General features: G+C 41.7%; 18 protein-coding genes and 1 tRNA gene. 18 read left to right on the forward strand and 1 reads right to left on the reverse strand.

Annotation, left to right across the window (positions count from 1 at the left end; all coding sequences use genetic code 11):
* The first annotated feature begins 2 nt into the window (after window positions 1–2).
* The 5 genes from BM176_RS29380 to BM176_RS29400 all read left to right on the forward strand — a co-directional run bounded on the left by BM176_RS29380 (window position 3) and on the right by BM176_RS29400 (window position 4,614).
* The gene (locus tag BM176_RS29380; protein WP_090107973.1) at window positions 3–605 is read left to right on the forward strand and encodes a DUF4254 domain-containing protein; all 603 of its coding nucleotides are present in this window, start codon (window positions 3–5) and stop codon (window positions 603–605) included.
* Between the two features lie 8 nt (window positions 606–613).
* A complete protein-coding gene (locus BM176_RS29385) occupies window positions 614–1,645 on the forward strand; it encodes a glycosyltransferase family 9 protein (protein ID WP_090107974.1) in 1,032 nt (343 codons plus the stop codon).
* 67 nt (window positions 1,646–1,712) lie between these two features.
* Window positions 1,713–1,783, forward strand: a tRNA-Gln gene (locus tag BM176_RS29390).
* A gap of 238 nt (window positions 1,784–2,021) precedes the next feature.
* The gene (locus BM176_RS29395) at window positions 2,022–3,188 is read left to right on the forward strand and encodes a hypothetical protein (protein ID WP_090107975.1); all 1,167 of its coding nucleotides are present in this window, start codon (window positions 2,022–2,024) and stop codon (window positions 3,186–3,188) included.
* 64 nt (window positions 3,189–3,252) lie between these two features.
* Window positions 3,253–4,614, forward strand: a complete 1,362-nt coding sequence (locus tag BM176_RS29400) for a glucoamylase family protein (RefSeq protein ID WP_090108090.1) — start codon at window positions 3,253–3,255, stop codon at window positions 4,612–4,614.
* A 5-nt stretch (window positions 4,615–4,619) separates the two neighbouring features.
* Here BM176_RS29400 and BM176_RS29405 read toward each other — a convergent pair whose 3' ends face one another.
* Complete coding sequence (locus tag BM176_RS29405) at window positions 4,620–5,597, reverse strand: GlxA family transcriptional regulator (RefSeq protein WP_090108091.1); 978 nt, start codon at window positions 5,595–5,597, stop codon at window positions 4,620–4,622.
* Window positions 5,598–5,765: 168 nt separating this feature from the next.
* Between BM176_RS29405 and BM176_RS29410 the strand changes: the two genes are divergently transcribed.
* The 13 genes from BM176_RS29410 (at window position 5,766) to BM176_RS29470 (ending at window position 26,079) form a co-directional block, all read left to right on the forward strand.
* On the forward strand, window positions 5,766–6,296 hold the full coding sequence (locus BM176_RS29410) for an SRPBCC family protein (RefSeq protein ID WP_090107976.1): 531 nt from the start codon (window positions 5,766–5,768) through the stop codon (window positions 6,294–6,296).
* Complete coding sequence (locus BM176_RS29415; protein ID WP_090107977.1) at window positions 6,293–6,862, forward strand: dihydrofolate reductase family protein; 570 nt, start codon at window positions 6,293–6,295, stop codon at window positions 6,860–6,862. Before BM176_RS29410 ends, BM176_RS29415 begins: the two co-directional genes overlap by 4 nt.
* Before the next feature lie 12 nt (window positions 6,863–6,874).
* On the forward strand, window positions 6,875–7,507 hold the full coding sequence (locus BM176_RS29420) for a dihydrofolate reductase family protein (protein WP_090107978.1): 633 nt from the start codon (window positions 6,875–6,877) through the stop codon (window positions 7,505–7,507).
* 386 nt (window positions 7,508–7,893) lie between these two features.
* Window positions 7,894–8,901, forward strand: coding sequence for a hypothetical protein (locus BM176_RS29425; RefSeq protein WP_177230585.1), 1,008 nt, complete (start codon window positions 7,894–7,896; stop codon window positions 8,899–8,901).
* Between the two features lie 90 nt (window positions 8,902–8,991).
* Window positions 8,992–11,196, forward strand: coding sequence for a fasciclin domain-containing protein (locus BM176_RS29430; protein ID WP_090107979.1), 2,205 nt, complete (start codon window positions 8,992–8,994; stop codon window positions 11,194–11,196).
* Between the two features lie 18 nt (window positions 11,197–11,214).
* A complete protein-coding gene (locus tag BM176_RS29435) occupies window positions 11,215–14,490 on the forward strand; it encodes a SusC/RagA family TonB-linked outer membrane protein (RefSeq protein ID WP_090107980.1) in 3,276 nt (1,091 codons plus the stop codon).
* 21 nt (window positions 14,491–14,511) lie between these two features.
* Complete coding sequence (locus BM176_RS29440) at window positions 14,512–15,993, forward strand: RagB/SusD family nutrient uptake outer membrane protein (protein ID WP_090107981.1); 1,482 nt, start codon at window positions 14,512–14,514, stop codon at window positions 15,991–15,993.
* Window positions 15,994–16,002: 9 nt separating this feature from the next.
* Complete coding sequence (locus tag BM176_RS29445) at window positions 16,003–17,631, forward strand: fasciclin domain-containing protein (RefSeq protein WP_090107982.1); 1,629 nt, start codon at window positions 16,003–16,005, stop codon at window positions 17,629–17,631.
* A gap of 19 nt (window positions 17,632–17,650) precedes the next feature.
* Window positions 17,651–19,072 (forward strand): fasciclin domain-containing protein, encoded by a 1,422-nt coding sequence (locus BM176_RS29450; protein WP_177230586.1) that lies wholly within the window; start codon window positions 17,651–17,653, stop codon window positions 19,070–19,072.
* Between the two features lie 5 nt (window positions 19,073–19,077).
* Window positions 19,078–22,188 (forward strand): SusC/RagA family TonB-linked outer membrane protein, encoded by a 3,111-nt coding sequence (locus tag BM176_RS29455; protein ID WP_090107984.1) that lies wholly within the window; start codon window positions 19,078–19,080, stop codon window positions 22,186–22,188.
* 19 nt (window positions 22,189–22,207) lie between these two features.
* The gene (locus BM176_RS29460) at window positions 22,208–23,953 is read left to right on the forward strand and encodes a RagB/SusD family nutrient uptake outer membrane protein (RefSeq protein WP_090107985.1); all 1,746 of its coding nucleotides are present in this window, start codon (window positions 22,208–22,210) and stop codon (window positions 23,951–23,953) included.
* A gap of 13 nt (window positions 23,954–23,966) precedes the next feature.
* Window positions 23,967–25,787: a rhamnogalacturonan lyase gene (locus BM176_RS29465; RefSeq protein WP_090107986.1), complete on the forward strand. Its 1,821-nt coding sequence runs from the start codon at window positions 23,967–23,969 to the stop codon at window positions 25,785–25,787.
* Between the two features lie 61 nt (window positions 25,788–25,848).
* Window positions 25,849–26,079 (forward strand): hypothetical protein, encoded by a 231-nt coding sequence (locus BM176_RS29470; protein ID WP_090107987.1) that lies wholly within the window; start codon window positions 25,849–25,851, stop codon window positions 26,077–26,079.
* The last annotated feature ends 284 nt before the right edge of the window (window positions 26,080–26,363 follow it).

Consider the following 26,363-nt stretch of genomic DNA (forward strand, 5'->3'; position numbering starts at 1 on the left):
CCATGTTTACAGAACTGTGCAATAAAATATTTGATCAGAGTATTGCCGATTATCATCTGCATAACAGTGTAAATCAGTCTATTCTGAATCCTTATGAAAAAGCAGCGATCGAACACCTGCTTTACCTTAAAAACTGGATCGATACCGTGCAATGGCACCTGGAAGATATTATCCGTGATCCGTTAATTGATCCGGTAAAGGCGCTGGAGATAAAACGCTGGATAGACAAATCCAACCAGGAGCGTACAGATATGGTGGAGTACATTGATAGCTATTTCCTTGAACAATACAAATCCGTGACTCCGGTACAAGGTGCATCTATCAATACGGAAAGTCCGGCGTGGGCTATAGACCGTCTGTCCATACTGGCACTTAAGATCTACCATATGAGGGAAGAGGCCACCCGGGCGGACGCTTCTGCCGAGCACCGTGCCGCGTGCCAGCGTAAGCTGGATATCCTGCTGGATCAACGTAATGACCTGGGTACTGCTATCACCCAGCTACTGGAAGATATTGCTGCCGGCAAAAAGTACATGAAAGTGTATAAGCAGATGAAAATGTACAATGATCCGGCCTTAAACCCGGTTCTTTACCAGGCACGCTAATCTTTAATATGCCCGACAAATTAAGAACGATACTGGCCATCCGTTTCTCAGCCATGGGCGATGTTGCCATGACCATACCTGTTATGAAACAGGTACTGGTAGCCAATCCGGACCTCCAGATCGTTTTTGTATCCAATAAAAACTGGGGTGCCTTATGCGCCGGTATCCCCCGGCTCATCTTTTTCCCGGCAGACCTGAAAGGGGAGCATAAAGGATTTAAAGGGTTGTTCCGGTTATACAGAAGCATCCGGCAGTCATACCGCATAGATGCCGTTGCAGACCTTCACCAGGTGCTGCGTTCTCAGATAGTACGTACCTTTTTTAAGCTGGGTGGCCGGCCGGTGTCTGTAATAGACAAGGGCCGCGCAGAAAAGAAAGCGCTGGCCAGTAAGGAAAATAAGGTGTTGAAACCTTTAACCAGTACTATCGAGAGATATGCAACAGTGTTCCGCAAATTAGGACTTACAGCAGATTTGACGAATACACCGCCTGTATTTCCCAAGCAACCTTTACCTGCACAAATGACTAAGGGTAATGAAAAGTGGGTGGGATTGGCACCATTTGCTACCTACCGCGAGAAAACATATCCCCTGGATAAGATCGAGCAGGTGCTGGCGGTACTGGTACAGAAACCCAATGTAAAAGTATTGCTGATGGGAGGAGGAGCTACAGAAGTGGCACAACTAACCACCCTGGCTGCTAAATACCCGGCATCAATAATCATTGCAGGTCGTTTTACTCTCCCGGAAGAGCTGGCCATAATCAGTCAGCTGGAGGTGATGATCAGCATGGACTCTGCTAATATGCACCTGGCATCCCTGTTTGGTGTGCCGGTAGTATCTATCTGGGGAGCGACTCATCCATTTGCGGGATTTATGGGGTATGGACAGCGCATAGAGAATGCTGTGCAATTGGAAGATCTGTCCTGCCGACCTTGCTCTATATTTGGAAATAAGCCTTGTTTTCGCGGTGATCATGCCTGTATGGAGTGGTTACCTCCTGCTGCAGTGGTAGCGAAAGTGCTGACAGTAGCGGGTTGAGATAAATTATAAAAAGTTTTTTTTGCGGATTAGGAAAAATTGCTAATTTCGCCATCCAATTATACGGTGCCCTATAGTATAATGGTAGTACGACAGTTTTTGGTACTGTTTGTCTAGGTTCGAATCCTGGTGGGGCAACAACCTAAGGCTGAAAAGCTCCGAAATTTCGGAGCTTTTTTGTTTTTACTCTCTCTGAAAGATTTTACCGGCCACATAGCTGTCTGCAAAAGCCAGGCTGTTTGTTTAGTTGGAAATTTATAAAGATATAATTGTTATCAGGAAATGAAATCCATCCTCAACCAATATTGATCATTTCCTACTTTTCTCCGATATTTACAATAACCTAACTTTAAGACCCAATTCTAAATTGTTCCCGATGAAAAATGTTTACTGGCCATTATTCATAGGCTTTACATTATTTACTACTGTTGCTCGTGCCCAATATGATGATGATAACGTTACAATACATAGTAACCGTAAAGCGAAAGATCCTTTTAAGGTCGGTAAAGACCTTGATAGTACCAGTGAGAGTGAGGGCAAAACCATTTCTCTGACAAACTTTACTCTTAATGATAAAATGCCAACAGGTATTGATATCTCCGATATCAGGGTAATTAACGCAGTAAGTGATTCTTCAATGCTTGGTTATGTACAGACCGGCATGTTTAACAGATGGATGGAAGCTCGTCCCGATAAGCCTTACACACAATTCCTGCAATCTTATGTGAATCGTAAATATGAATCTATATACCGGAAGAACACAGCACATATGGTATGGGTGATCCAGGAGTTACGCATCAGTGAACGTACTTTTAATATGAGTGAAAAAGGATTCTTGCATCTGAAAGCGATGGCATTTACCAGTAATGATAATGAAACATTCAAATACCTCATACAACTGGATACTATCCTGGTGACAGGAGGAATGGATGTAACTCATAAACATGGAGATAACATAGCTGATGCTTTACAGATACTGCTGGAGCAATCGCTTAAAAAGAGTGCTCAGACAGATAGTCCCGCTTATTCCCTGGCTACCATTAGAGAGAAGGCATTGCAACGTTACCAGAAGCCTGCTTTACAGTCAAATGAGCATGTTGATGGGATCTACTTAACTTTTGAAGAATTTATCAATGATCAGCCTTCTATTAAGAATATAGATTACAGTCTTGAACATAATGGCGTACACTTCTTTTATATAGATAATAACGGAAAGATGACTTTTATTGACAAGTTCTGGGGAGTTCGTAAAAGGGGGGTACTACTGAAGCAATATTATAATCTGCTAATTGCTATAGAACAAAAACAGAATAGTATTGTCTTAACCGGCTACTTACCATTGGCCCGCCGTAAAAATAATGCGACTCTTATGACAGCAACAGGTAGTGGACTTATTGGAGCTGCAATAGTGGGCGCAGCAGCTGGAGAAGAAACCTCAATGTCTGTGTCTGTACTACCTACAGTAGACAACATTCCTTACATCAGAAAAAAGGCTCCTTTAGCTACTGGCGTTGATATTGAAACAGGAGAGTTTACGCTGTAAGTATTTTGAGTATCGGAAAGGGAATTCTGAGAATATCTATGCAACTGCATTAAAAACCATGTTAATGAAAAGAGCATTATTTGTAAGCCTACTTGTAATTGTAACAGGGAGCGGTTGTTATACCTCTAACGCACCTGTAAAAGTAAAGGCAGCTATTGATACAACAATAAGCGTCGATTCAATATTTAATCTTGTTGAACATAATACTTTCCAATATTTCTGGGATGGTGCAGAACCCAATAGCGGGATGGCGCGGGAGAGATATCATGTGGATGGAGATTATCCGGAGCATGATATAAATGTTGTAACTACCGGAGGTAGTGGTTTTGGGTTGATGGCTATACTGGCAGGTATCGAAAGAGGATATATTACCCGTCAGCAGGGATTTGAAAAATTGTCGCATATCATTCAGTTTCTGGGAAAGGCTGATCGTTTTCACGGGGCCTGGCCACACTGGATCTATGGTGAGACCGGCAAAGTAAAACCTTTTGGAGAGAAAGATAATGGTGGTGACCTGGTAGAAACGGCGTTTATGATCCAGGGGTTGTTATGTGTACGTCAGTATTTTGCAGATGGCAATACACAGGAAAAAGCATTGGCTACGCAGATCAGTAAATTGTGGAAAGAAGTGGAATGGAGTTGGTTCCGGAATGGAAAGAACGTTTTATACTGGCATTGGTCGCCTTCTTACCAGTGGGAAATGAATTTTGCTGTAACTGGTTATAATGAATGCTTGATCATGTATATACTTGCAGCATCTTCACCCACACATGGCATACCTGCAGAAGTATACCATGAAGGATGGGCACGCAGTGGTAAGATCAGGGATAGTATTTCCGCATACGGATATACGCTGACGTTATCGCATAATTTCGCACCGCAATATGGGGGTCCTCTTTTCTGGGCACATTATTCTTTTCTGGGACTCGATCCCCACGGACTGAAAGACCGTTATGCAGATTACTGGGAGCATAATACAAACCAGACGCTGATCAACCGTGCCTGGTGCATTCAGAATTCCAAACATTATAAAGGATATGGACCAGATAGCTGGGGACTGACTGCCAGCTACTCCGTAAAGGGATATGCAGCGCATGCACCTGGTATGGAAACAGATCTTGGAGTGATCTCGCCTACAGCTGCGATCTCTTCCATGCCTTACACACCAGAGTATTCCAAACAGACAATGTTACACTGGTATAAGAACTATAATGGCAAACTGTTTGGTAAATACGGCTTTTATGATGCCTTCAGCGAAACCAATCAATGGTTTCCGCAAAGATATCTGGCCATCGATCAGGGACCTGCGATAGTAATGATGGAGAATTACCGAAGCGGACTGTTATGGAAACTGTTTATGAGTTGTCCGGAAGTACAGGCCGGCCTCAGGAAGCTGGATTTTGAGAGCCCGTATTTAAAGAATTAATAAGGTCATACCGCCACTTCTTTGTTGTATTTATTCCTGTATTCAACGGGAGATAATCCGGTTATCTTTTTAAAGATTGTTCTGAATGCTTTGGTGTCCAGATAGCCCACATCATACATTACTTCATTTACATTTTTCCGGGTATTCTCGAGTTGCTTTTTAGCAGCTTCGATTTTTACCCGTTGAATGTATTCACTGGGAGTATTGTTTGTGGCTTTCTTAAAACGTCTTTCAAAATGACGTCTGCCAATAGCAAATTTCACAGCCAGATCTTCTATCGATATTTTTTCAGTCACATTCTTTTCAATGAACTCCTGTGCCTGTTTGATGGGTTCGTCTTCGTGCCTTTTTTGTCCGTTGAACATAATAAAGGGCGATTGACTTTTACGGTCTATCTCTATCGCAAAGTATTTGGAGGCCTGGATCGCTAATGTCCGGTTCGTATATTTTTCCACCAGGTGGAGCAGCAGGTTCCAGTAAGAGTTGGCCCCACCGCTGGAATAAAGGCCCTGTTCCTCTGTAATAATACTACCATCCGTAAGTATCACATCAGGGAATAAAGTCCGGAATTCGTTTGCAAACAACCAATGTGTGGAACATTGCTTCCCGTTCAGGAGGCCCGTTGATGCCAGTAGGAATGCACCAATACAAAGTGAAGCTATTTCCGCACCTTTCTCACGTTGTTCTATAATCCAGGGGATTGTTGCTTTATTCACTTCCAGGGCATTGTTAATATCGCCACTTAATGCTGGTATAATGATCAGATCTGTTTTGGGAATATCTTTCAGCAGTGCATCTGTATGCACATAGAAGGCACCGTTTTGCAGGGGGATTTCTTTTGTAAGTCCCACAAGCTGCACATTGAATGCTGCATCTTCACCGGCATCCTGTAAAAACTGATTGATTGCAGTGAACATATAGCGAGGGTCTACAATACTTGCAGGAACCGCATCTTTAAACACAAGGATGGATATATGTTTCATTTGTAGGTTTTTAAGATCTATTTCGATCTGTGGAATGCATAAAATTAAGGTATTTACGGCCAAAGTCGCAACTGCCCCTGTAAGATGTCTCATTCACACATGACTAAATGTAATGAATGGAGATACTTTTGTATCAGTTTAATTAATAACTTATTTAACTCGGAAAGTATGAGCATTATTATTACCATCCTGGGCATCATAATAGCATTGATTGTATTACTGTTAATTGTAGCCTTGTTTATAAAAAAGAAATATACTATTGAGCGGGAAATCGTCATAAATAAACCTAAGCAGGAGGTTTTCAACTATATAAGGATGCTGAAAAACCAGGATTATTTCAGCAAATGGGTAATGACAGATCCCAATATGAAAAAGGAATTTAAAGGTACTGATGGTACTGTTGGTTTTGTGTATGCATGGGAGGGTAATAAACAAGCTGGAAAAGGAGAACAGGAGATTACGAAAATAATGGAGGGAGAGAGGCTGGATGTTGAAGTACGTTTTAAAAAGCCTTTTGAAGCGATTGCTCAAACACCATTTACTACGTCAGCGGTAACGGAGAACCAGACGAAACTGACCTGGGGCATGAGTAGTGAGATGAAATACCCCATGAATATCATGTGTTTATTTACTGACAACATGCTCGGAAAGGATCTTGAATTAAGTCTGGCTAATCTGAAAAATATTCTTGAAAGATGAGAAAGCTAAAACTGCAGATGCAGATATCAGTAGATGGTTATGTGGCAGGACCAAATGGGGAAATGGACTGGATGCAATGGAACTGGGATGAGGAATTGAATAATTATGTTATTGAGTTAACTGAACCAGTTGATTGTATTTTATTGGGCCGCAAGCTGGCAGAAGGATTTATACCAGCCTGGGCCGCCAGTATAGCAAACCCGGAAACAGAAGATGCTGGCGGGCATAAGATGGTGGATACCCATAAAATAGTATTCTCGAAAACCTTGAAAAGTATAGAAGGAAAAAATGTTGTAGTTGAAAATGGAGATATGGTGGAGGCTGTAACAGCCCTTAAAAAACAACCTGGTAAAGATATTATTGTATATGGGGGAAGCACTTTTGTTTCATCCCTGATCCAGCAGGGATTAATTGACGAATACCACCTCTTTGTAAATCCGGCAGCTATAGGAAAGGGGATGTCAATATTTAACACCCTGCAAAGCCGGTTAAATCTGAAGCTTGTTACAGCTAAACCCTTTGAATGTGGTATAGTAGTACTTTACTACAAATATGACAGGCAATAAAAAACAGAGTGTATGCGAAAAGTAGTTCTTTCCATGAATGTAACGCTGGATGGTTTCATGGCGGGTCCCAACTGTGAATTAGACTGGCATTTTGAAAACTGGGCTCCCGATATGGCAGCCTCATTATGCGAACAGCTAAGTAAGGCGGATACGATAATACTAGGGCGGGTAACCTACAGTGCAATGGCCAGGTACTGGCCGGGCCGGGCTACAGACATGTCTTTTCCCAGGGAAGACCTGGCATTTGCGGAGATGATGAACAGTTATAAGAAGATCGTCTTTTCAAAAAATATGAGTACCCCGGTATGGAATAATTCAAGGTTCGTAAAGGGAAATCTCAGGAGGGTGGTGCTGCAATTAAAACGACAGGAAGGGAAAGACATTATTATCTACGGAAGCGGCCAACTGGTAGCTTCCTTAATACAGTTGGAGCTGATTGATGAATATTTACTCTGGATGCACCCTGTTGTGTTGGGTAAGGGCAAACCTTTATTCAGGGAATTACAGGATAAGCTCAACATGAAACTGGTGAAACTGGAAACATTTCGTTCCGGAGTGGTTGTTCTTTATTACGAAAATGGGGGTATAGTTCCCGCTGAAGTTCCGGAACTCATCGCACAACCAGCCCTAAAGAAGGACCAGTAGCGGTATAATTCCCCTGAGGTTCTACAACTAGCTCCAGTAGTGAAATAATTACCTTTGAAGATCCAAAACTCATCATATACTAGCCATAAAGAGAAACTATTAGTAATATATTCCCCCTGAAGTTCCGAAACCGGAAGATTTAATGAATATGTTAAGAATTTAATATACTTTACCATTGTTATAAATTCCGACCCCGGATGTATTATTTTCCATGTCTGCAACAGAATTTCCATCCTCATATAAGACAATAATTACAGGGAATTGTATGATTCTCCATTCCCTGGGATATGTGGGTCCGTTAACTTAGCATCAATAACTGATCCCACGTTTAAAAGATTCCCGTATGAAGAACAACACTGTCGTTCTCCCAAGATATTCTGACTGTTATGAAGTATAGACTGTTTATTCTGTACTGTAGTGTATTATTATCTAACTATAGCTATGCGCAAAGGGTAAAATACAATTTCAATCCGGGCTGGAAAGTATGGGTGGGCGACCAGACTGATGCCAGTAAGAAGGATTTTAATGATGATTCCTGGAAGAAAATCACCCTTCCATATGCATGGAACGAAGTAGAAGTGATAGATGATAAAGGGAATCGTTGCCCTACTGCCCTTGATATGATCAATTTTAGTCTGGATGGTGTTGGTGTATGGCGTGGGGGTATAGCACAGGGACCGGATAATTATATTCTCGCAAAAAGTTTGCCTGTAGAAGGCGGAGTAAACAGGGTGTTGATCAGATCCACCACGGTGCCCGGTACTATTACATTACGGGCGAATGCTGATGGTTTAAAAGGGGCCACTTTATCGCTGGTTACGACAGTATTTTCTGTAAAAGACGGATTGGCAGCTATGTTACCTGCTGCCGGACTTCCTTCCAACCTGGAAAGAGGACCTACACCTGCCAGTACTTCTTACAATATCACCCGCATCCCTGTAGGGATTGTAAAAGCCACCGCCGGTGCACATGCTGATAGTGCCTTTGCCAGCTTTGATGACAATGAATTAAGCGACTGGGTAAATGATGGTCAGTTATCAACAGCCTGGATAGAATATGAACTGGAACGTGAAGCGATCGCGAGCGAAATCACTTTAAAGCTGAATAATTTCCGTACAAGTACATATCCGTTACAAATTACAGTAGATGGAAAGAGTGTATTTGAGGGTACCACAGCTACCAGTCTGGGATACTATACTGTTAAATGTATACCGCAGAAGGGGAAAAAAGTAAGGATACAATTAGCCAGTATAGTAAAAGATAATAAGATTAATATAATGCCGGAAGTTTCCGGTAAAAAATCAGACGATGGTGTTACCAGGAAGGATGCAAAAACAACTGGTACGCTCAGTATAATAGAAGCCGAAATCTATGAAAGCATTTCCGTAAAGTAACTGTCAACGTATAGGAGTATTATCAACCAAAAAATATGTAACACGGTATAGTTTGCCGGGACGATTTATCTGTTATGAAATTTAGCTGTTATGAAAACAATTATCCGAAGTTCTCTGCTTCCGGGTGGAACCTTCTTTTGCCTTTTTCTACTGTTCATTCTTTTGATCTCCAGTTGCCGGAAGAAAGAATTTGATGAATATTATGGCCGTCCGGATTGGCTGGCATCGCCTATCTATAAGCAATTAGAAGCGCGTAAGAATTTCAAACACCTGCTTGTTACTATTGATAAAGCAGGTTACAAAGATATCCTGAGTAAGGCAGGATACTGGACTCTCTTTGCGCCAAATGATGCAGCATTCGAAAAGTATTTTCAGGAAAAAGGTATTGGTGGTGATGATGATATTGACTCTCTTACCGCCCGTAAAATTGTGACTTATGGATTGGTGTATAATGCTTACAGAAAGGATCAGTTGAGTAGCTATCAGCGTACCGGCGGACCAGATACCAGCCAGGCTTACAAAAGAAAAACCGCCTACTATGATTGGGTATATACAGAAAGCGGGCATACAGGAAAAATTATTGCAGCTAACAGGAATGGGACATATATAGCTAATGATAACAACAATAAAAACATCCCTTACTTTATCAACGGATTTATGTCTGCAAACGGACTAAGTGCTGCCGACTATAATTTCTTTTATCCTAATGTGCCGTATACTGGTTTTAATGTAGTGGATGCTGGCGTAGTAAATGCAGATATTGCTGCCGAGAATGGCATCATCCATGAAATAGATAAGGTGATTCTGCCATTACAGAACCTGGAAAGATATCTGGCCGATAACCCGGAATACAGCGAGTTTAAGCGCTTGCTGGATAAACTCGTAAGCTACCAGTCCAACGCCGATCTCACACACCGTAATTTGGTACTTACAGGGGCATCCGATTCTGTTTTTGTTAAATTATACAGTGCTGCCTTAGCTTTCTCTCCCAATAATGAAAATTATATATTGGCAAGTACAGATGCGCAAGCAGGAGGATGGACTTTGTTTGTACCTAAAAACGATGTACTGATAGCATATGAAAAGGAAATACTGGTTAACTATGGCACATTCGAAGCAGCTCCACCAGCCGTTTTATTGAGTCTGCTCAATTCTCATATGTGGCAAACTACTGTATGGCCTGGTAAACTGAGTATTACAGGTAATAGTCAGCGCGAAGTACCAACATTCAGTTTGTCTGATATAAATGATAAAAAGGTGCTTAGTAATGGTTTTTTCTATGGCATCAATGCTGTGCAGGATGCGAATGTTTTCAGAACTGTTTATGGAAAAGCTTTCCTGGACCCGGAATATTCGCTGATGACGAGAGCACTGGATGCAGATCTGAAATTTTCCATCATCAACCCAAGTATACAATATACATTATTCATGATGCCGGATACAAAGCTGAGGGCAGCAGGGTATGATTTTAATTCCGACAGAAATGACTGGTCTTATCAGGCACCAGGAGGTACTATTCAGTTTGGTTCAGGGGCGCAGGACAGATTATACCGGATTTTACAAACGTCTGTATTATCTACTTTGAAAGGTGAATTGGATAACCTTTCCGGAGAGGGGATAGTAGAAGCATGGAATGGGGAGTATATCCGTTATAGTAACAATACCGTATTTGCCAGTGGGAATGTTGATGCGGGAGTTGTACTGAATATTAATAAGGTAAGCACTGCCAAGAATGGAAGGGTATATTATACGGACGGGTTACTAACCTTCACAGAAAATCCGATTGGCTTTCATATTGAAAAACTGGCAGGTTCCTTCCCGGCTGATTTTGGAAGCTTTTACCAGTATCTGAAAAACACTACCCTATGGACAGCTACTAAAGATATTCTGGGAACCGTTCCCGGAAACTTTTATACTATTCTGATTCCCACCAATGATGCTATTTCGGCGGCGGTTAAAGATGGCTGGCTTCCCGGTGATATCACAACAGGTACTCCAAATTTTGCACCCACAACAGATGTTGATAAGGAAAAGGTTACCCGGTTTATTAACTACCACATTTTGAATAAAAATACAATAGTACCAGATGGGAAGAAGTCTGGCGCATTTGAAACTCTGCTGAGAACTACGGGAGGTGATCTAACTTTTATTACCATAAATAACCAGCTGAATTTAATGGATCTGAGAGATGCATTTAACAACAGTGCTATGGTAAATATCTCCCGGAGTAATAATCTGTCTAACCGGGCTGTCATCCACTCCATCAACAATTATCTCAGATACAATGTCCAATAACCTGAAACAAATACCTGTATGAACAAATTACCTTTAATAATTTTCTGTTTGCTGATCACGATGGTCTGTTCTCTGAGAGCACAGAAAACAGAAAGGATCACCATAAGAGGTAAAGTACTGGATGCAAATACCAGGTTGCCGGTTATTGGAGCATCGGTTGTAGAACTGGATAAAGATAAACGTACCGTTGCCGGAGTGGTTACTGATATAGATGGAAATTTTGCCATCAGGGTTTCCAATCTTAAAAACCTGATTTCTGTTTCTTTTATTAGTTACAAAACCATTATCCAGCCTATTAATGATAGAACGGTTATTAACTTTCAACTGGCATCCAATACAAGGGATTTAAATGAGGTAAATATTGTTGCGCGTCAAACCGTAGACAATGGTACCGGAATGAATGTTGAAAGCCGCAATTCCACATTTGCTACTGCTACTATTAAGGCAAAGGATCTGGAAGAGCTTTCGGCAGCATCCATAGATCAGGCCTTGCAGGGACGTCTTCCTGGTGTAGACATCGGTACTACCTCTGGCGATCCGGGTGCAGGGATGTCTATCCGCATCAGGGGAACTGCTTCCATAAATGGTTCGGCAAATCCGCTGATAGTACTGGATGGAATGCCATATGATACTGAAGTGCCTTCTGATTTCAATTTTGGTAGTGCTGATGAACAGGGATATGCGCAACTGCTGAATATATCTCCTTCTGATATCAGGGATATTACGGTGCTGAAAGATGCTGCGGCAACGGCTGTATGGGGATCACGTGCAGCTAATGGCGTGTTGATCATTAACACTAAAAGAGGAACTATCGGGAGACCGGCTATCACCTATAATTTCAAAGGAACATTTTCCAAACAACCACGTAATATTCCATTACTGAATGGTGATCAGTATGCAACATTGATCCCTGAGGAAATTGCGAATACCAATGGATTGCCCTTAAATATTCAAACGAATAAAGAGTTTTCATTTGATCCTAATGATCCCTATTGGTATTACAATTACAGCAATAATACGGATTGGGTGAAAGCCATTACCCGCCTGGGTTATTCACAGGATCATAATATTTCAATGACAGGTGGAGGTGAAAAAGCCCGTTACTACGCATCAGTGGGATACCTGGATCAAAAAGGAACTACAGTGGGTACTTCATTACAACGTATAACGTCTAAAATTAACCTCGATTATAACGTATCTAACCGTATCCGTTTCAAATCAGATATAACGTATACGCATGTAGATAATAACCTGAATTACGTACCGGATAAAAGTTACCAGGTAAGGGGTGTAGCTTATACCAAGATGCCTAATATGGCAATTCATGAATACGATGAATATGGAAATGTAACACCCAATTATCTGTCACCGGCATCTAATATCCAGGGTGTCTATTACAATACCTACAATCCGGTGGCACTGGCTATGGAAAGTATGTATAAACAGGTGGGTGAAAGGATCACACCGAAATTTAATATCCAGTATGATGTAATCCCTTCTTCCCTACTGGCTACTTTTGATGTACAGTTTGATATCAATAACACAAAAGCCAGAACCTTCCTGCCGCAGGTTGCTACTGGCCGGCCGGTAACAGAAACTGTTGTTAACCGTGCAGGCGACAGCGATGGTGATGTGTTTGATGTTTACACAAAAACCAATTTAGTATATACACGTAAAAAGAATGATGTTAATCATAACCTGCAGGCGTTAATGTCTATACAAACAGAGGATAGGAATTACATCACACATAATGCACTTACTTCAAATACGGCGTCATCAGCATTTCAGGACCCTTCCAATCCTTCCAGAACAGCTAATTCGGATCTCGTACTGGAATCCGTACAGGGTAGGACCAGAAGTGTTGGTTTGTTGCTGCAGGGGCAATATGGTTTATTAGACCGTTATATTATAAATGCAGGTGTACGTGGTGATGGAAATTCCAGGTTCGGCCCCAATTACAGATATGGGTTATTCCCTTCGCTTTCATTAAGATGGCGCTTTTCCGGAGAACCGTTCATGAAAAAATATAAGTTCATTGATGACCTGAGTTTCAGAGCCAGTTATGGACAGAGCGGTTCGGCTCCTCCTGATAAAGCAGCATGGAATTATTTCAATACTTATCAACCGTTCGACTATAGTTATATGGGAATGTCTGGAGTTTATCCTTCAAATATAGAACTCTCAAATCTGAAGTGGCAAACTGTAGTGGGACAAAACATAGGTTTTAATTTATGGATCTTTAAAAACCGTATCCGTATTGATGCGGAGGCATATCGAAACCGCACTAAAGATATGTTTTACGAAGACCTGCGGATCCCTTCTTATTCAGGGTCTTCCTCCATTGCTATGAACGTGGGTACGATGGATAACCAGGGTTGGGAAATACTGCTGAATACTATACCTATAAAAACTGCAAAGTGGCAGGTGGGCTTTGACCTCAATATTGCCCGAAATACAAATGTTGTGAGAGAAGTATCTGAATTTTTTCCCCGCGAGAATAATGTAGCAATTAATCAGAACGGGAAATATAAAACCTATTTACAGATAGGTAATCCCTTTGGATCATATTATGGATTCAGATATAAAGGAGTTTATAAAGATCGTGATGCAACTATTGTAAGAGATGCCAGTGGCGGCAAGATAGCAGGTGCCAATGGGCAAACGCTTTATATGCGTTTCAACTATCCGGCTACTGACTACACTTTTCAACCAGGTGATGCTATGTATGAGGACATCAATCATGATGGTAATATAGACAACAAGGATATTGTTTACCTGGGTAATGGGATTCCAAAAATAACAGGAGGTTTTGGTCCTAACGTTACTTTTATGGGGAGTCTTAAACTCACTACATACTTCGTGTATCGCCTGGGTTACGACCTGGTAAACCAGGCTGATATGAATACCAGCAACATGTACAGTTACGATAATCAGAGTACTGTGGTTTTGCGGAGATGGCGTAATCCCGGTGATGTAACGGATATCCCAAGAGCGTTATACCGTTCTGGTTATAACTGGCTGGGATCGGACAGATATATACAGGATGCTTCTTTTGTACGGCTGCAGTCGGTTACGTTAAGATATAATTTTGGAAAGAGGGTATTGGATAGACTGAGAATCAGGAATGCCAGCTTTTATATAACAGCAGAGAATTTATATACCTGGACAAAATACATAGGTCAGAACCCGGATGTAGCTATGAAAGGAGATAATGACCCCTTTGCTTATCCTGTAGATAATGCATTGACTCCTCCACCGAAGAATTTCCTGATAGGAATTTCTGCTAGTTTTTAAACAGATAAAATATTAACAGTAATGAAATACAAATTACTTCTGCTGATAGTCATATTTCTGACACCATCCTGTAGTAAATGGTTGGATGTAAAACCACAGGATGGTATTATCCGCGATAATTACTGGCAAAACAAGGAGCAACTGAAAGCAGCTGTGATAGGATGTTACTCTTCACTCCTGGATAATGAGCTGGTTGAGAATCTCTTTGTATGGGGCGAATTAAGGGCGGATATGGTGACTTCTACCCTGAATACATCCATAGATGAGGTTAATATCATGCAGGCCAATATTCTGTCCAGTAACAGCTATACCAGCTGGGCATCTGTTTATCGCACCATTAATTATTGCAATACTGTCATCGACTTCGCTGCACAAGTTCTCCAATCAGATAAAACATTAACGCAGGAACAACTGGATGCTTACCTGGCAGAAGCGCATGGCCTCAGAGCGCTGATGTATTATAACCTGTTAAGATCGTTCGGGGAAGTGCCGCTGCAATTGAAAGCCAGTGCAAGCGATGATCAATTGCAACAGTTAAAGAAGAGCTCTCAACAGGAGGTGTATGATCAGATCATGAAAGATCTCTCCTTCGCGGAACAACATGCAGTAGAAACTTATGGTAATATCACAGTAGATAAAGGCCGGTTTACAAAGTTCACGATATATGCGATTGAGGCAGATGCTTATTTGTGGATGGAGAAATATGAAGATTGCATAACAGCATGTGATAAGATTATTAATTCAAACAGGTTTGGATTGATGGATGGCAGTGTGCAGGCCCAATGGTTCAATACCATGTATTTTGTTGGCAATTCGAATGAAAGCATTTTCGAGTTCCAGTTCGATCAGCAAAAGTTAAATCCTTTCTATGGCATGTTTGGCGCTACCAACAATCATTTTATTGGATCGCCCAGGGTAATGGAAGAAGTATATGGTATTGATATAACGGATGAAACTAAAAAGGATATCCGTGGTGATGGCGGATCCATAAGAGCAACAGACCAGATGATCTGGAAGTTTGCCGGGGCCACGAGTGGTACACGATTGGATGCCAGATCAGCTGCCGACTCCTATGCACATTGGTTTGTATACCGCTTCGCTGATGTTTTGTTGCTGAAAGCAGAAGCATTGGCATGGGTAAGTAAGGGAGGAGACGCACTAAGACTGGTAGGCAAGGTCAGGTTGCGTGCGCATGCACTGGCTTTCACGGAAAAATCGCCAGATTCTACATCTGCTGCAGACATTTCAAATTATATCCTGGAAGAAAGAGCCCGTGAGTTTGCTTTTGAAGGTAAGCGCTGGTATGATGTATTGCGCAATGCAAAACGGGATAATTATGCTCATCTCGATATCATTCTGGATATGGTTGCAGCCAATGCGCCGGGTAACATGCAGCAATCTATTATCAATAAGTATAAGGATGTCCGCAGTCATTACTTTCCCATTAATCAGTATGAGTTGCAGGCGGATAAGCAGCTGGTGCAGAATCCGTATTACCAATAAAACTATGTTATGAGAATCATGATTATATGCCTGTTGTTGTTGTGTAGTTGTAAAAAGGTGGATATCGTTTCCAATACCACAGATGAAGTAAATATCACTGGATATCTGCAACAGCATTCCGATAAATTTTCTTCGTTCCTGAAGATACTTTCAATTACCGGAGATGAGGGCTTCCTGGGAGTATACGGTGCTTATACCGCGTTTATACCCGACAATGATGCAATAGCAATTTATCTCCAGTCAACAGGAAAACCCGCTATAGAAAATATTGATGTGCAGGAGCTGAAAGACCTGGTTAAATTCCACCTGCTGCAAGATACCATCTCTACCAGTTCCTTTTCTGATGGTAAGCTATCTAAGCTCACTATGTACGGACAATACCTGATTACAGGAGCAGGTAATAAAGATGGCGTTACGAGGGTTACTGTAAACCGGCAGGCGAACATTACTCAAGGAAATATCAGGGTAGGGAATGGGATCATTCATGTAATTGATCATGTATTACAACCTGCTAAATTCACGCTGGCAGAAATGATAGAAAATGATCCGAAGTATTCCATTTTTTCACAAGCTGTTAAAGAAACCGGTTTATATGATACACTGAATATTCTGCCTGCCAGTAATGCGGATAGCAGCAGAGCGTGGCTCACTGTACTGGCCGAATCTGATTCAGTATTGAATAATGCAGGCATCAGCAGTTATGCTGATCTGAAAACAAAACTTTCTCATACCGGCGATCCAAAAAATGTAGATGACAGTCTTCATCTATATGTCAATTATCATATCCTGTATGGGGTGAAATATCTGGCAGATATTGTTTCCAGTACATCACATACTACGCTGGCCCCTCTGGAAGTGGTTACTTCCAAACTATCAGGACAAGCGGTATTGATCAATGATGATACATTTAATGGTATCTATGAACCGGGTGTAGAATTGAATCGCGCAGGCAGTGATAATTCAGCCAGCAATGGTGTATTACATGCTGCAATGGGGCATTTTGCTATTAAGATCCGCAACCCGGTACCCGTATACTGGGATGTAGCCAATTTCCCTGAAATCCGCAATCTGCCTGCTTATTTCGGTAAACAGAATTATCCTTTTACCCTGGCTAATATGCCAAAAGATATTACAACTCCCGGCCCCAGTGCCATGACGTATACTGTGGGTTCCACTTATGTTAACGGAGATTTTCTGGCAATACCTTTAGGCGGGCCAGGCCGCAGTGCATGGGTTGAATTGAAAACACCATTGCTGGTGCGTGGAAAATACAAAGTGTGGATCTGTTACAGAACGCAGAAACAGTCCGGAAGTTCAAACAATGTAAACCAGATATCTGTTGATGGCGAGCCATTGCAGCGTACTATGAATTTCACAGTATCCATGCCCGTTAGCAGTGCAGGTGAAATGGAAGCGCAAGGCTGGAAATGGTATACAGACCCTGTGTCGAACAACTGGGCTAGCAGGTTGGTAGGAACGGTTGATATTAAAACAACAGACCGGCATCTGCTGAGGTTTACTACGCTGCAAGGCACACAGAATAACAATAACCTGGATATGATCCATTTTATCCCGCAGGATATGGATCAGCTATATCCACGTTTTAAAACAGATGGAACACCGGTGCCAAGACCATAACTATTTAATGCAGAAAACAATGCCAAGATCTATAATATTTGTATTCCTCCTTACAGCAATTGCGCTTTCCTGTAAAAAGGACAAATGGAACGAAAGGAACAGGATCGATGATCCTGCACTCAATACAAATCTGTTTCAAATGATCAGCAGGAATCCTGATCTCAGTCAGTTCAGCGAATATCTCGTTAAAACAGGTTATGATAAAGTGATTGCTTCCTCAAAAACATTTACGGTATGGGCACCTACAAATGCTGCTTTGAAAAATGTAGATCCTTCCATCCTGAATGATACTCTACAGCTTAAACTATTAATAGGGAATCATATTGCTAACCAGTCATACCTTACAACTATGCCTGATCCTGCTTTGCGTATCAGGACATTAAACGGTAAGAATATTATATTCTCCAAATCAGCGGCAGACGATGCAAATATTACTACCGCTGATCAATATACGGCTAATGGCATCCTGCATGTTATCGGAGGCACACTCATTCCTAAAATGAATGCCTGGGAATACCTTAACAGTAGCACGGAAGGCAGTATTCAGAGATCCTTTTTACAATCATTGAAATACATAGGAATTGATACAGCCCTGGCTGAACAGATAGGAGTAGACCCTCAAACGGGGCAGCCCATATACAAACCCGGTACAGGTTTGGTAGAACGCAACCATTTCCTGCAAAGAACGGATATCAGTAATGAAGATTCACTGCTTACATATGTGATCCTGAAAGATGATGCCTTTACAGCAGAAAAGAATAAGCTGATTCAATACTTTAGAGATAGCACGGTTGCACTTACAGATACTATTACCCAATGGAATGTGGTGAAAGATCTTGTGTTTAATGGTGTGTATGATCCGGATAATTTGCCTGCTACATTATACTCTGTGAGGGATAGTGTAAAATTCCACCTGGAAAAGAGTGCTATTGTATCGGTACATAAGGTTAGTAACGGGATTGTATATATTATGGATCATATCGACTATGCAATTGATACCAAGATTAAACCTATTATTATTGAGGGAGAAAGATTTTCTGATCTGAAGGATCGTACTAAGGCATATTCGGTACGAACACGAATAAATCCAATCAGCCATTTAACATTCAGAGATGTTTATATAGCTAACCACGGAATAAATGCTTTCTGGATCAATTACCAGACTATAGCCAATACGGTTACATACAAAGTGTACTGGGTAGCTGTCAATGATTTTCAGACAGGTACTTTCCCCATGAAGATAACATTCAAAGACCCTGCTGCAACTGGGTTTGCCTATAAAACGGTTGATTTGAACAATTACAACGAGATATACCTGGGAGACTATACTGTAGATCGTTATGGATTGCTGAACCTGTACCTGGTAGGGAACAGTGTAACTACCAATGGACTAAATACGCTTGTGTTGGATTACATCAAACTGGTACCTATTCTAAACTGATTTTTATGCGCATATTTACAATAGTACTCTTCATCATACTGATCTCCTTTAAGTTAAAAGCACAGGACAGCGTGAGAGGAGTGATAAAAGAAGCTGCAACAGGAATACCCTTGCCGGGAATCAATATCAGTGTTCCCGGATATTCGGCAGCTATCACAAATGAAAAAGGTTTTTTCCGCATTAAGGTGCCTGGTTATGATGCTATACTAACCGTTTCCGGGCAGGGCTACCAGGTAAAGGAAATAGTACTGAAAGGACGGCATACTGTTACGGCAAGCCTGCGCGAAGAATCTTTTAATAGTGTTTATGATGATGCTACACTTCCTTTTGGCAAACGGCCTCAGAATCATATCAGCTATTCTATTGCATCTGTTAATACGGATGATAAGTGGCAGCGTATCTCAGAATCACCAGAATCGTATTTACAGGGGCGTGCAGCAGGTCTGAATGTTGTGAGGCGTTCTGGTACACCTGGTATTGGGGCCGATCTGTTTTTAAGGGGATATACTTCTTTGTATGCCACTAATAAACCATTGATAGTGGTGGATGGGATGATCTATGATATCAATGAATATGGAGGTTCATTGATTACGGGGCATGTAAATAATCCGCTGGCAGATATCGATATAAAGGACATCGATAATTTTACAGTGATCAAAGACGGTACCTCCACCTATGGAACCAGAGGTGCCAACGGTGTGATCCTGATTACTACAAGCCGGACGAAGGAATTGGCTACTAAAATTGATTTTGCTGCCAGTGGTGGATTTAATGCTGCTGTTTCAAAGCTACCTGTAATGGGAGCTGGCGATTATCGAATTTATTTATCGGACTTGTTAAAGAGTAGTGGGCTAACAGATGCGCAGATCAGTGAAAAGCCGTATATGAATGATAATCTCAATCCAGACTATAATCGCTACCACTATAATACAGACTGGCAGAAGAAGATAATGAGCAATAGTTATAACCAGCAGTATTACCTGAAAGTAAGTGGGGGTGATGATATTGCGGTGTATGGATTGTCCCTGGGATATCTGAAGCAGGCTGGTATAATTGATAACACGGATCTGAGCCGTTATCAAACGCGGTTTAATGCAGATCTCAATTTATCTGCTAAGTTAAAAACATCTGTCAATCTTGCTTTTACCTCTAATCAGCAACGGGGAAAAAATCAGGGGATAGCGAATAAAACTAACCCTTTGTATCTCGGTTTGGTGAAAGCTCCTTTTCTTCCCACACAGGTGGTAAGCGATGAAGGGATAGAATCTCCCAGCCTGGCAGACTACGATATCTTTAATGTTTCCAACCCGGCAGCTATCATAGAAAATATGCAGGCTGTCAATAAAAACTACCGCTTTTCGGGATCAATAAACTTCCGTTACCAACTGAATAAGTCTGTTAATCTGCAAACCTTACTAGGCGTTACATACGATAAAGTAAGAGAGAATTTTTTCATTCCTGAAAGAGGAGTAGCACCGGATACATTGAGTAATGGTGTAGCTTATAACAGATCTGCCAGTAATGTAGAGCGGTTCTATGCTTTATATAACGATACCCGTTTTTCATATAGCCATACTTTTAATCAGGTACATCATTTTTCAGCGAACGCAGGTATCCGGTTTAATAATAATAACAGTGAATCCGATTATGGTTTTGGATATAATTCTGCCACAGATGAATTTGTAAGTGTGGGCATGGGTCAGAGTCAGCTAAGACAAATCGGAGGGGGAGTAGGTAAATGGAATTGGCTGAATACTTATGTCAATGCTGATTATGCATTGTTGAACAAGTATTTTCTGTCGTTTAATATGGCCATAGACGGATCGTCCAGGTTTGGCAAACAGGCACCGGGAGCTCTTACTATTGGGATGAATAAATATGCAGTAATGCCTTCGGTTGCTGCAGGATGGCTTATATCCTCAGAGTCCTTTTTATCAGGAGCGAATTTTATAGAGGTGCTGAAACTAAGGGCCAGCTACGGCAAAGTTGGTAATGATGATATTGGTAATTATACAGCCAGGCAATATTATATATCGCAGAACCTGCTGGGGATGCAGGGTTTGGTAAGAGGAAACATTGGTAATCCTAACCTGAAATGGGAGACGGTTGAAAAGATGAATGCAGGATTAGATGCCTCATTTCTGAATGAACGTTTGAACATAAGTGTGGATGTATTCAATAACAACACTACTGATATGCTGACGGTTGAACCAGTTAAAACGGTAACCGGTTTCAAAAGTGTAATTACAAATAGCAGTGCTATGAAAACCCGTGGATTTGAGTTGACTGTTAGCGGAAGAATCGTAGATCGCAATTTTAAATGGGATATGGGGCTGAACGTAGCCAGGTATGAAAATGAAATAACAAAAATACCTGGTAACCGGATACTGACTTCATATGCCAACGCTACAATACTCACTGAAAAAGGGCATCCTGCAAATCAGTTTTATGGTTATAAAACAAACGGTGTTTTTATTTCAGATGAAGAAGCGTTGAGTTCTGGTTTAACACACATCAGGGCCGATGGCACAACGGCACCGTTTGCTGGTGGCGATATACGCTTTATAGATAAAAACGGAGATCATTTGATTAATGATGATGACAGGCAGGTAATTGGTAATCCTAACCCATCATTAACCGGTATGTTCAGTAATATGATTTCGTGGAAGAGATGGTCTTTGGATGCTGTTTTCACATTCAGCAAGGGCAATGACATTTATAACTATACCCGCGCAAACATTGAATCTATGAGTGATGCCGGAAACCAATCGTTAGCAATGGTAAACAGATGGAGGGCCGACGGGCAGGTGACCGCCATTCCCCGCACTGCCTGGGGAGACCCCTCTGGCAATGCGCGTTTTTCGGATCGTTGGATAGAAGATGGTTCTTACCTGCGGTTGCGGACTATGTCGATAACCTATAACCTGCCTTTAAAACGGGGAGCCCTGAAGTATGTTAAGATATCCGCCACTGGCAATAACATCTTCACATTTACCAACTATCTGGGATATGATCCTGAGTTCAGTGCTTCCAGTAGTTTATTTACACAAGGAATTGATGTAGGACTTGAACCACAATTCAGAACAATACAACTTGGAGTAAGGATTGGCTTATAACTTTTATAAAAGACAGAATATGAAAATATTATTTCCCGGCCTGGTGCTTTGCATAAGCCTGTTTTCATGCAATAAAATATTTGATATAAAGCCGGAAGAGACACTGGATCACGAGCAGACATATCGTGATGTACATGATGCAGATGCAGCAGTGGTAGGTATTTACGGTAAGTTTATGACCCTTGCAGATCGTCTTGTGATTTTAAATGAATTAAGAGCCGACCTGGTAGATGTAACGCAGACGACTACTGATAAATACCTGCAGGAATTGAGCACACACAGTGTTACCGCAGATAATCCTTATGCAGATCCCAGGCCTTTTTATGAAGTGATCCTGAACTGCAATGATGCACTCGCTAATTTTGACATCATGCTGCGGGATAAGAGAATGACTGTAAACGAGTATGGCTTGCGGTATTCAACTGTGGGGGCTCTACGTTCATGGTTATATCTACAACTGGGTATTCAGTTTGGGAGTATTCCCTATATCACAGATCCGTTGGTGAGTGTAAATGACCTCAAGGATCAGTCGAAATTTCCCCTGGTAACATTTGATGAACTGTTGGATAAGCTCGTATCATTTACTGAGGGGCTGCCAAATAAGTTGCCCTTCCCATCAGGGACATCATTGTTGACGACTGTAGACGCCTATAATACAGAGAAGTTTTTTATCAATATAAAATGCTTCCTGGGAGATCTGTATTTATGGAAAGGGAATTATTCGCAGGCTGCTCTTAATTATCAATACATCATGAACTATGGGGATATTCTTTATCCTGCTAAAAACAGTGAGCAATGGTATGAAACTTATAAGCTGGCTTATACGGCAAATCTTTATGGTGGAAATTGGCGTAATATTTTCAGTCAGCCTTATGGAGAGCGTTATTCAAATTACGAGATTATCTGGAACCTGCCTTTCGATAAGAATTTTGATCCGCAAAACCCTTTTATAGACCTGTTTGATAATACGAAAGGAAAGTATCTGCTTAAACCTTCGGAGCTGGCTATAAAGAACTGGAACGATCAGGTACGTACAGGCGATGCAGTTGGAAATAATACACCTGTTGATTTGAGGGGGCCGGGCGCTTCCTGGAAAATGAGCAGTTCACAACCTGTAATCAACAAATTCACTTCCAACTTTAATCCGTTGCAACCCTTTGAAACCAATAGTAAGTGGATCCTCTACCGTGCTGCGATGTTGCATCTCCGTTATGCAGAAGCAGCTAACCGTGATGGGAGGGATAAGCTGGCATATGCCCTGTTAAATGCAGGAATCAAAAATACCTATGATCCCGTTTACATGGCTACAGGTGTTAGCGGCGGGGAAGGCCGTAATGTTACGGATATTGAGCAAACCTTCGATATCCCGCCTTATGATTTTGATGCGAGAGATGGGAACTATCCTCAATACAGAAACACCTGGTATCGTAATACCGGTATCAGAGGTAGGGTAACTTTAAAGCCGGAAAGGATCGACTCCGCCAGTTATTTTGATATGAGCAGCAAACAGGTTACAGACAGGAATGGGCTAATACTTCATATGGAAGATAAGCTGCTGGCAGAAGATGCACTTGAACTGGCGTTTGAAGGAAACCGGTGGGCTGATCTGCTGCGTGTTGCTCTACGCCGGCAGGCCAGTGATCCTGCTTATCTGGCCAATAAGGTTGCCGCTAAATTTGAAGCAGCAAATGATGGTCAGGCTGGTGCTGTGAGATCAAAGTTAATGGACAAACAAAATTGGTATCTCCCATTCCGTTGGGAATAATTTACTGAACAATATGAAGCAAGTATTTATAGTTATTTTCCTTTGTTATTTACTACCGGCACGTGCGCAGCGATTGATGGAAAACATTGATCGTGGTGTTGTTGCTATTCACGGAGAAGAAGGAAAAGTATATATCGGATGGAGAATGCTGATCAACGATCCTGAAAACATAGCGTTTAATGTGTACAGGAAAACGGGTAACAAAGTTGCTATAAAACTGAATGCTAAACCCATTACAGAAAGTACTAACTATGTTGACGAGAACGCAGACCCGACGGAACAGAATGAGTATTTTGTAAAAACTGTTCTCAAAGGAAAGGAAGAGCCTACCCGTGGTACTTTTATCTTAAAAGTTAATGCCCCATCTTATCTCTCTATCCCATTAAAAACTCCGCCGGGATATACTCCTAACGATGTTTCTGTTGGTGATCTGGATGGGGATGGTCAATATGATATCGTATTGCATCAGGTTGGACGCGGCCGTGATAATGCTTCTCCCGGTCTTACAGATCCTCCCGTTTTCCAGGCGTATAAAATGGATGGCACGCTGTTGTGGGAAATCAATCTTGGGAAGAATATCCGGGAAGGAGCACATTATACCCAGTTTATGGTGTACGATCTTGATGGAGATGGCATCGCTGAATTTACCTGTAAGACTGCTGATGGCACCATAGATGGAAAAGGGAAAGTAATAGGAGATAGCAGCAAAGACTGGCGGGATCTTACCCCTAACACGGCTAAATATGGTAAGATCCTGGACGGCCCGGAATACTTTACCATTTTTAGTGGTCGGACGGGTGAGGCACTTGCTACTACAGATTATATTCCTGCGCGGGGAGATATTGGCAGTTGGGGTGGCATTGGTGGCAATGGCAAAAATGACAATACCGGCAACAGGGTAGACCGGTTCACTGCCTGTATCGCTTACCTTGATGGTATACATCCCAGTGTGGTTATGTGCCGGGGATATTATGGCAGAATCGTAATGGCCGCCTGGGATTGGCAAAATGGTAAACTAACCTCCCGTTGGGTATTTGATTCTAAAGATGGCACAAATCCCTACTCCGGTATGGGTAATCATAACCTGAGTGTTGCAGATGTAGATAACGATGGGAAAGACGAAATTATCTTCGGATCTATGTGTGTGGATGATAATGGGAAAGGATTATATACAACAGGGTTACGTCATGGAGATGCGATTCATGTAGGCGACCTGGACCCTGATCATCCGGGACTGGAAGTATTTGGAATCCATGAAATAGAAGAGGGGACCAAAGGACCGGGAGCTGTTTTATATGATGCCAGAACCGGGGAAATCCTTTATAAAGGATCGATGAACGAGGATGTAGGAAGAGGGGTAGCAGAGAACATTGATCCTGATCAGAAAGGAGCACAAATGTGGTGGTCTCGCTCAAAGGGTTTGCATGATGTAAAAGGGAATGTTGTAGGAGAAGCGCCAGCCGGTACCAATTTCCTGATCTGGTGGGATGCAGATCTTTCCCGTGAATTACTGGATGGTAATCATATCGATAAATATAAAAAAGGAAGGATTTTTACGGCTGATGGATGTGTATCCAATAACGGTACCAAGGCCACTCCTGCGTTGAGTGCTGATCTCTTTGGCGACTGGCGGGAAGAACTGATTCTTCGAACTGCCGATAACCAGAGCCTGCGTATCTACACAACTACAATTCTTACTAAATACCGCATCCCTGCATTGATGCAGAATCCGCAATACCGGCTGAGTATTGCCTGGCAGAATGTGGGCTACAATCAACCACCACATACCAGTTTTTATCTGGGAACAGGTATGAAGTATCCTGTTATCAAATAATTTATTATGTTTAAGGGGTCATCCCCTTTACCTACAAGTTGGAGGCTGCAAAATCAATCATATGGCTTTCGACTTTTACAAAGAATACAAGAATTACTCAACGGAGGAGTTGCTTAAGATTTCCCTGCAACCAGGAAGATATACTGACGAGGCCATATTAACAGCTAAACAAATACTTGAAAGCCGGGAAGTATCTGCTGAGGATAACCGGAATGCCAGGCGACACGTGGAATTCCAGGAATTGGCAGCTGCTTCAAAAAGAGAGCGAAGCTCAGCTTTCATCATATTTTGATGGTACAGCGCGATTATTTTATATTCCAAAAGACGGCTGGGAATGTTTTTCAATTACGTTCGTGCAGCTTTTTAGGCTGTTCGTGTAAGTTTTTCGTGATGCCCGTGTAGTTTTCCGGAATTGGAAATGAATGAATACTTATATTGTAATAACGATGATAGTCAATGTATAAGCTGTTATTTCATTCATTCATCATTAAACCCGTTTAAATGGAAAAGACCCAAAAAATATCTGAAGTTAAGGGTAAGTTGATAGCAAGTTCGTAGTGAGTTCGTAGTTGCAAC

Origin of the sequence: Chitinophaga sp. CF118, from assembly GCF_900112615.1 — a bacterium.
Lineage (GTDB): Bacteria > Bacteroidota > Bacteroidia > Chitinophagales > Chitinophagaceae > Chitinophaga.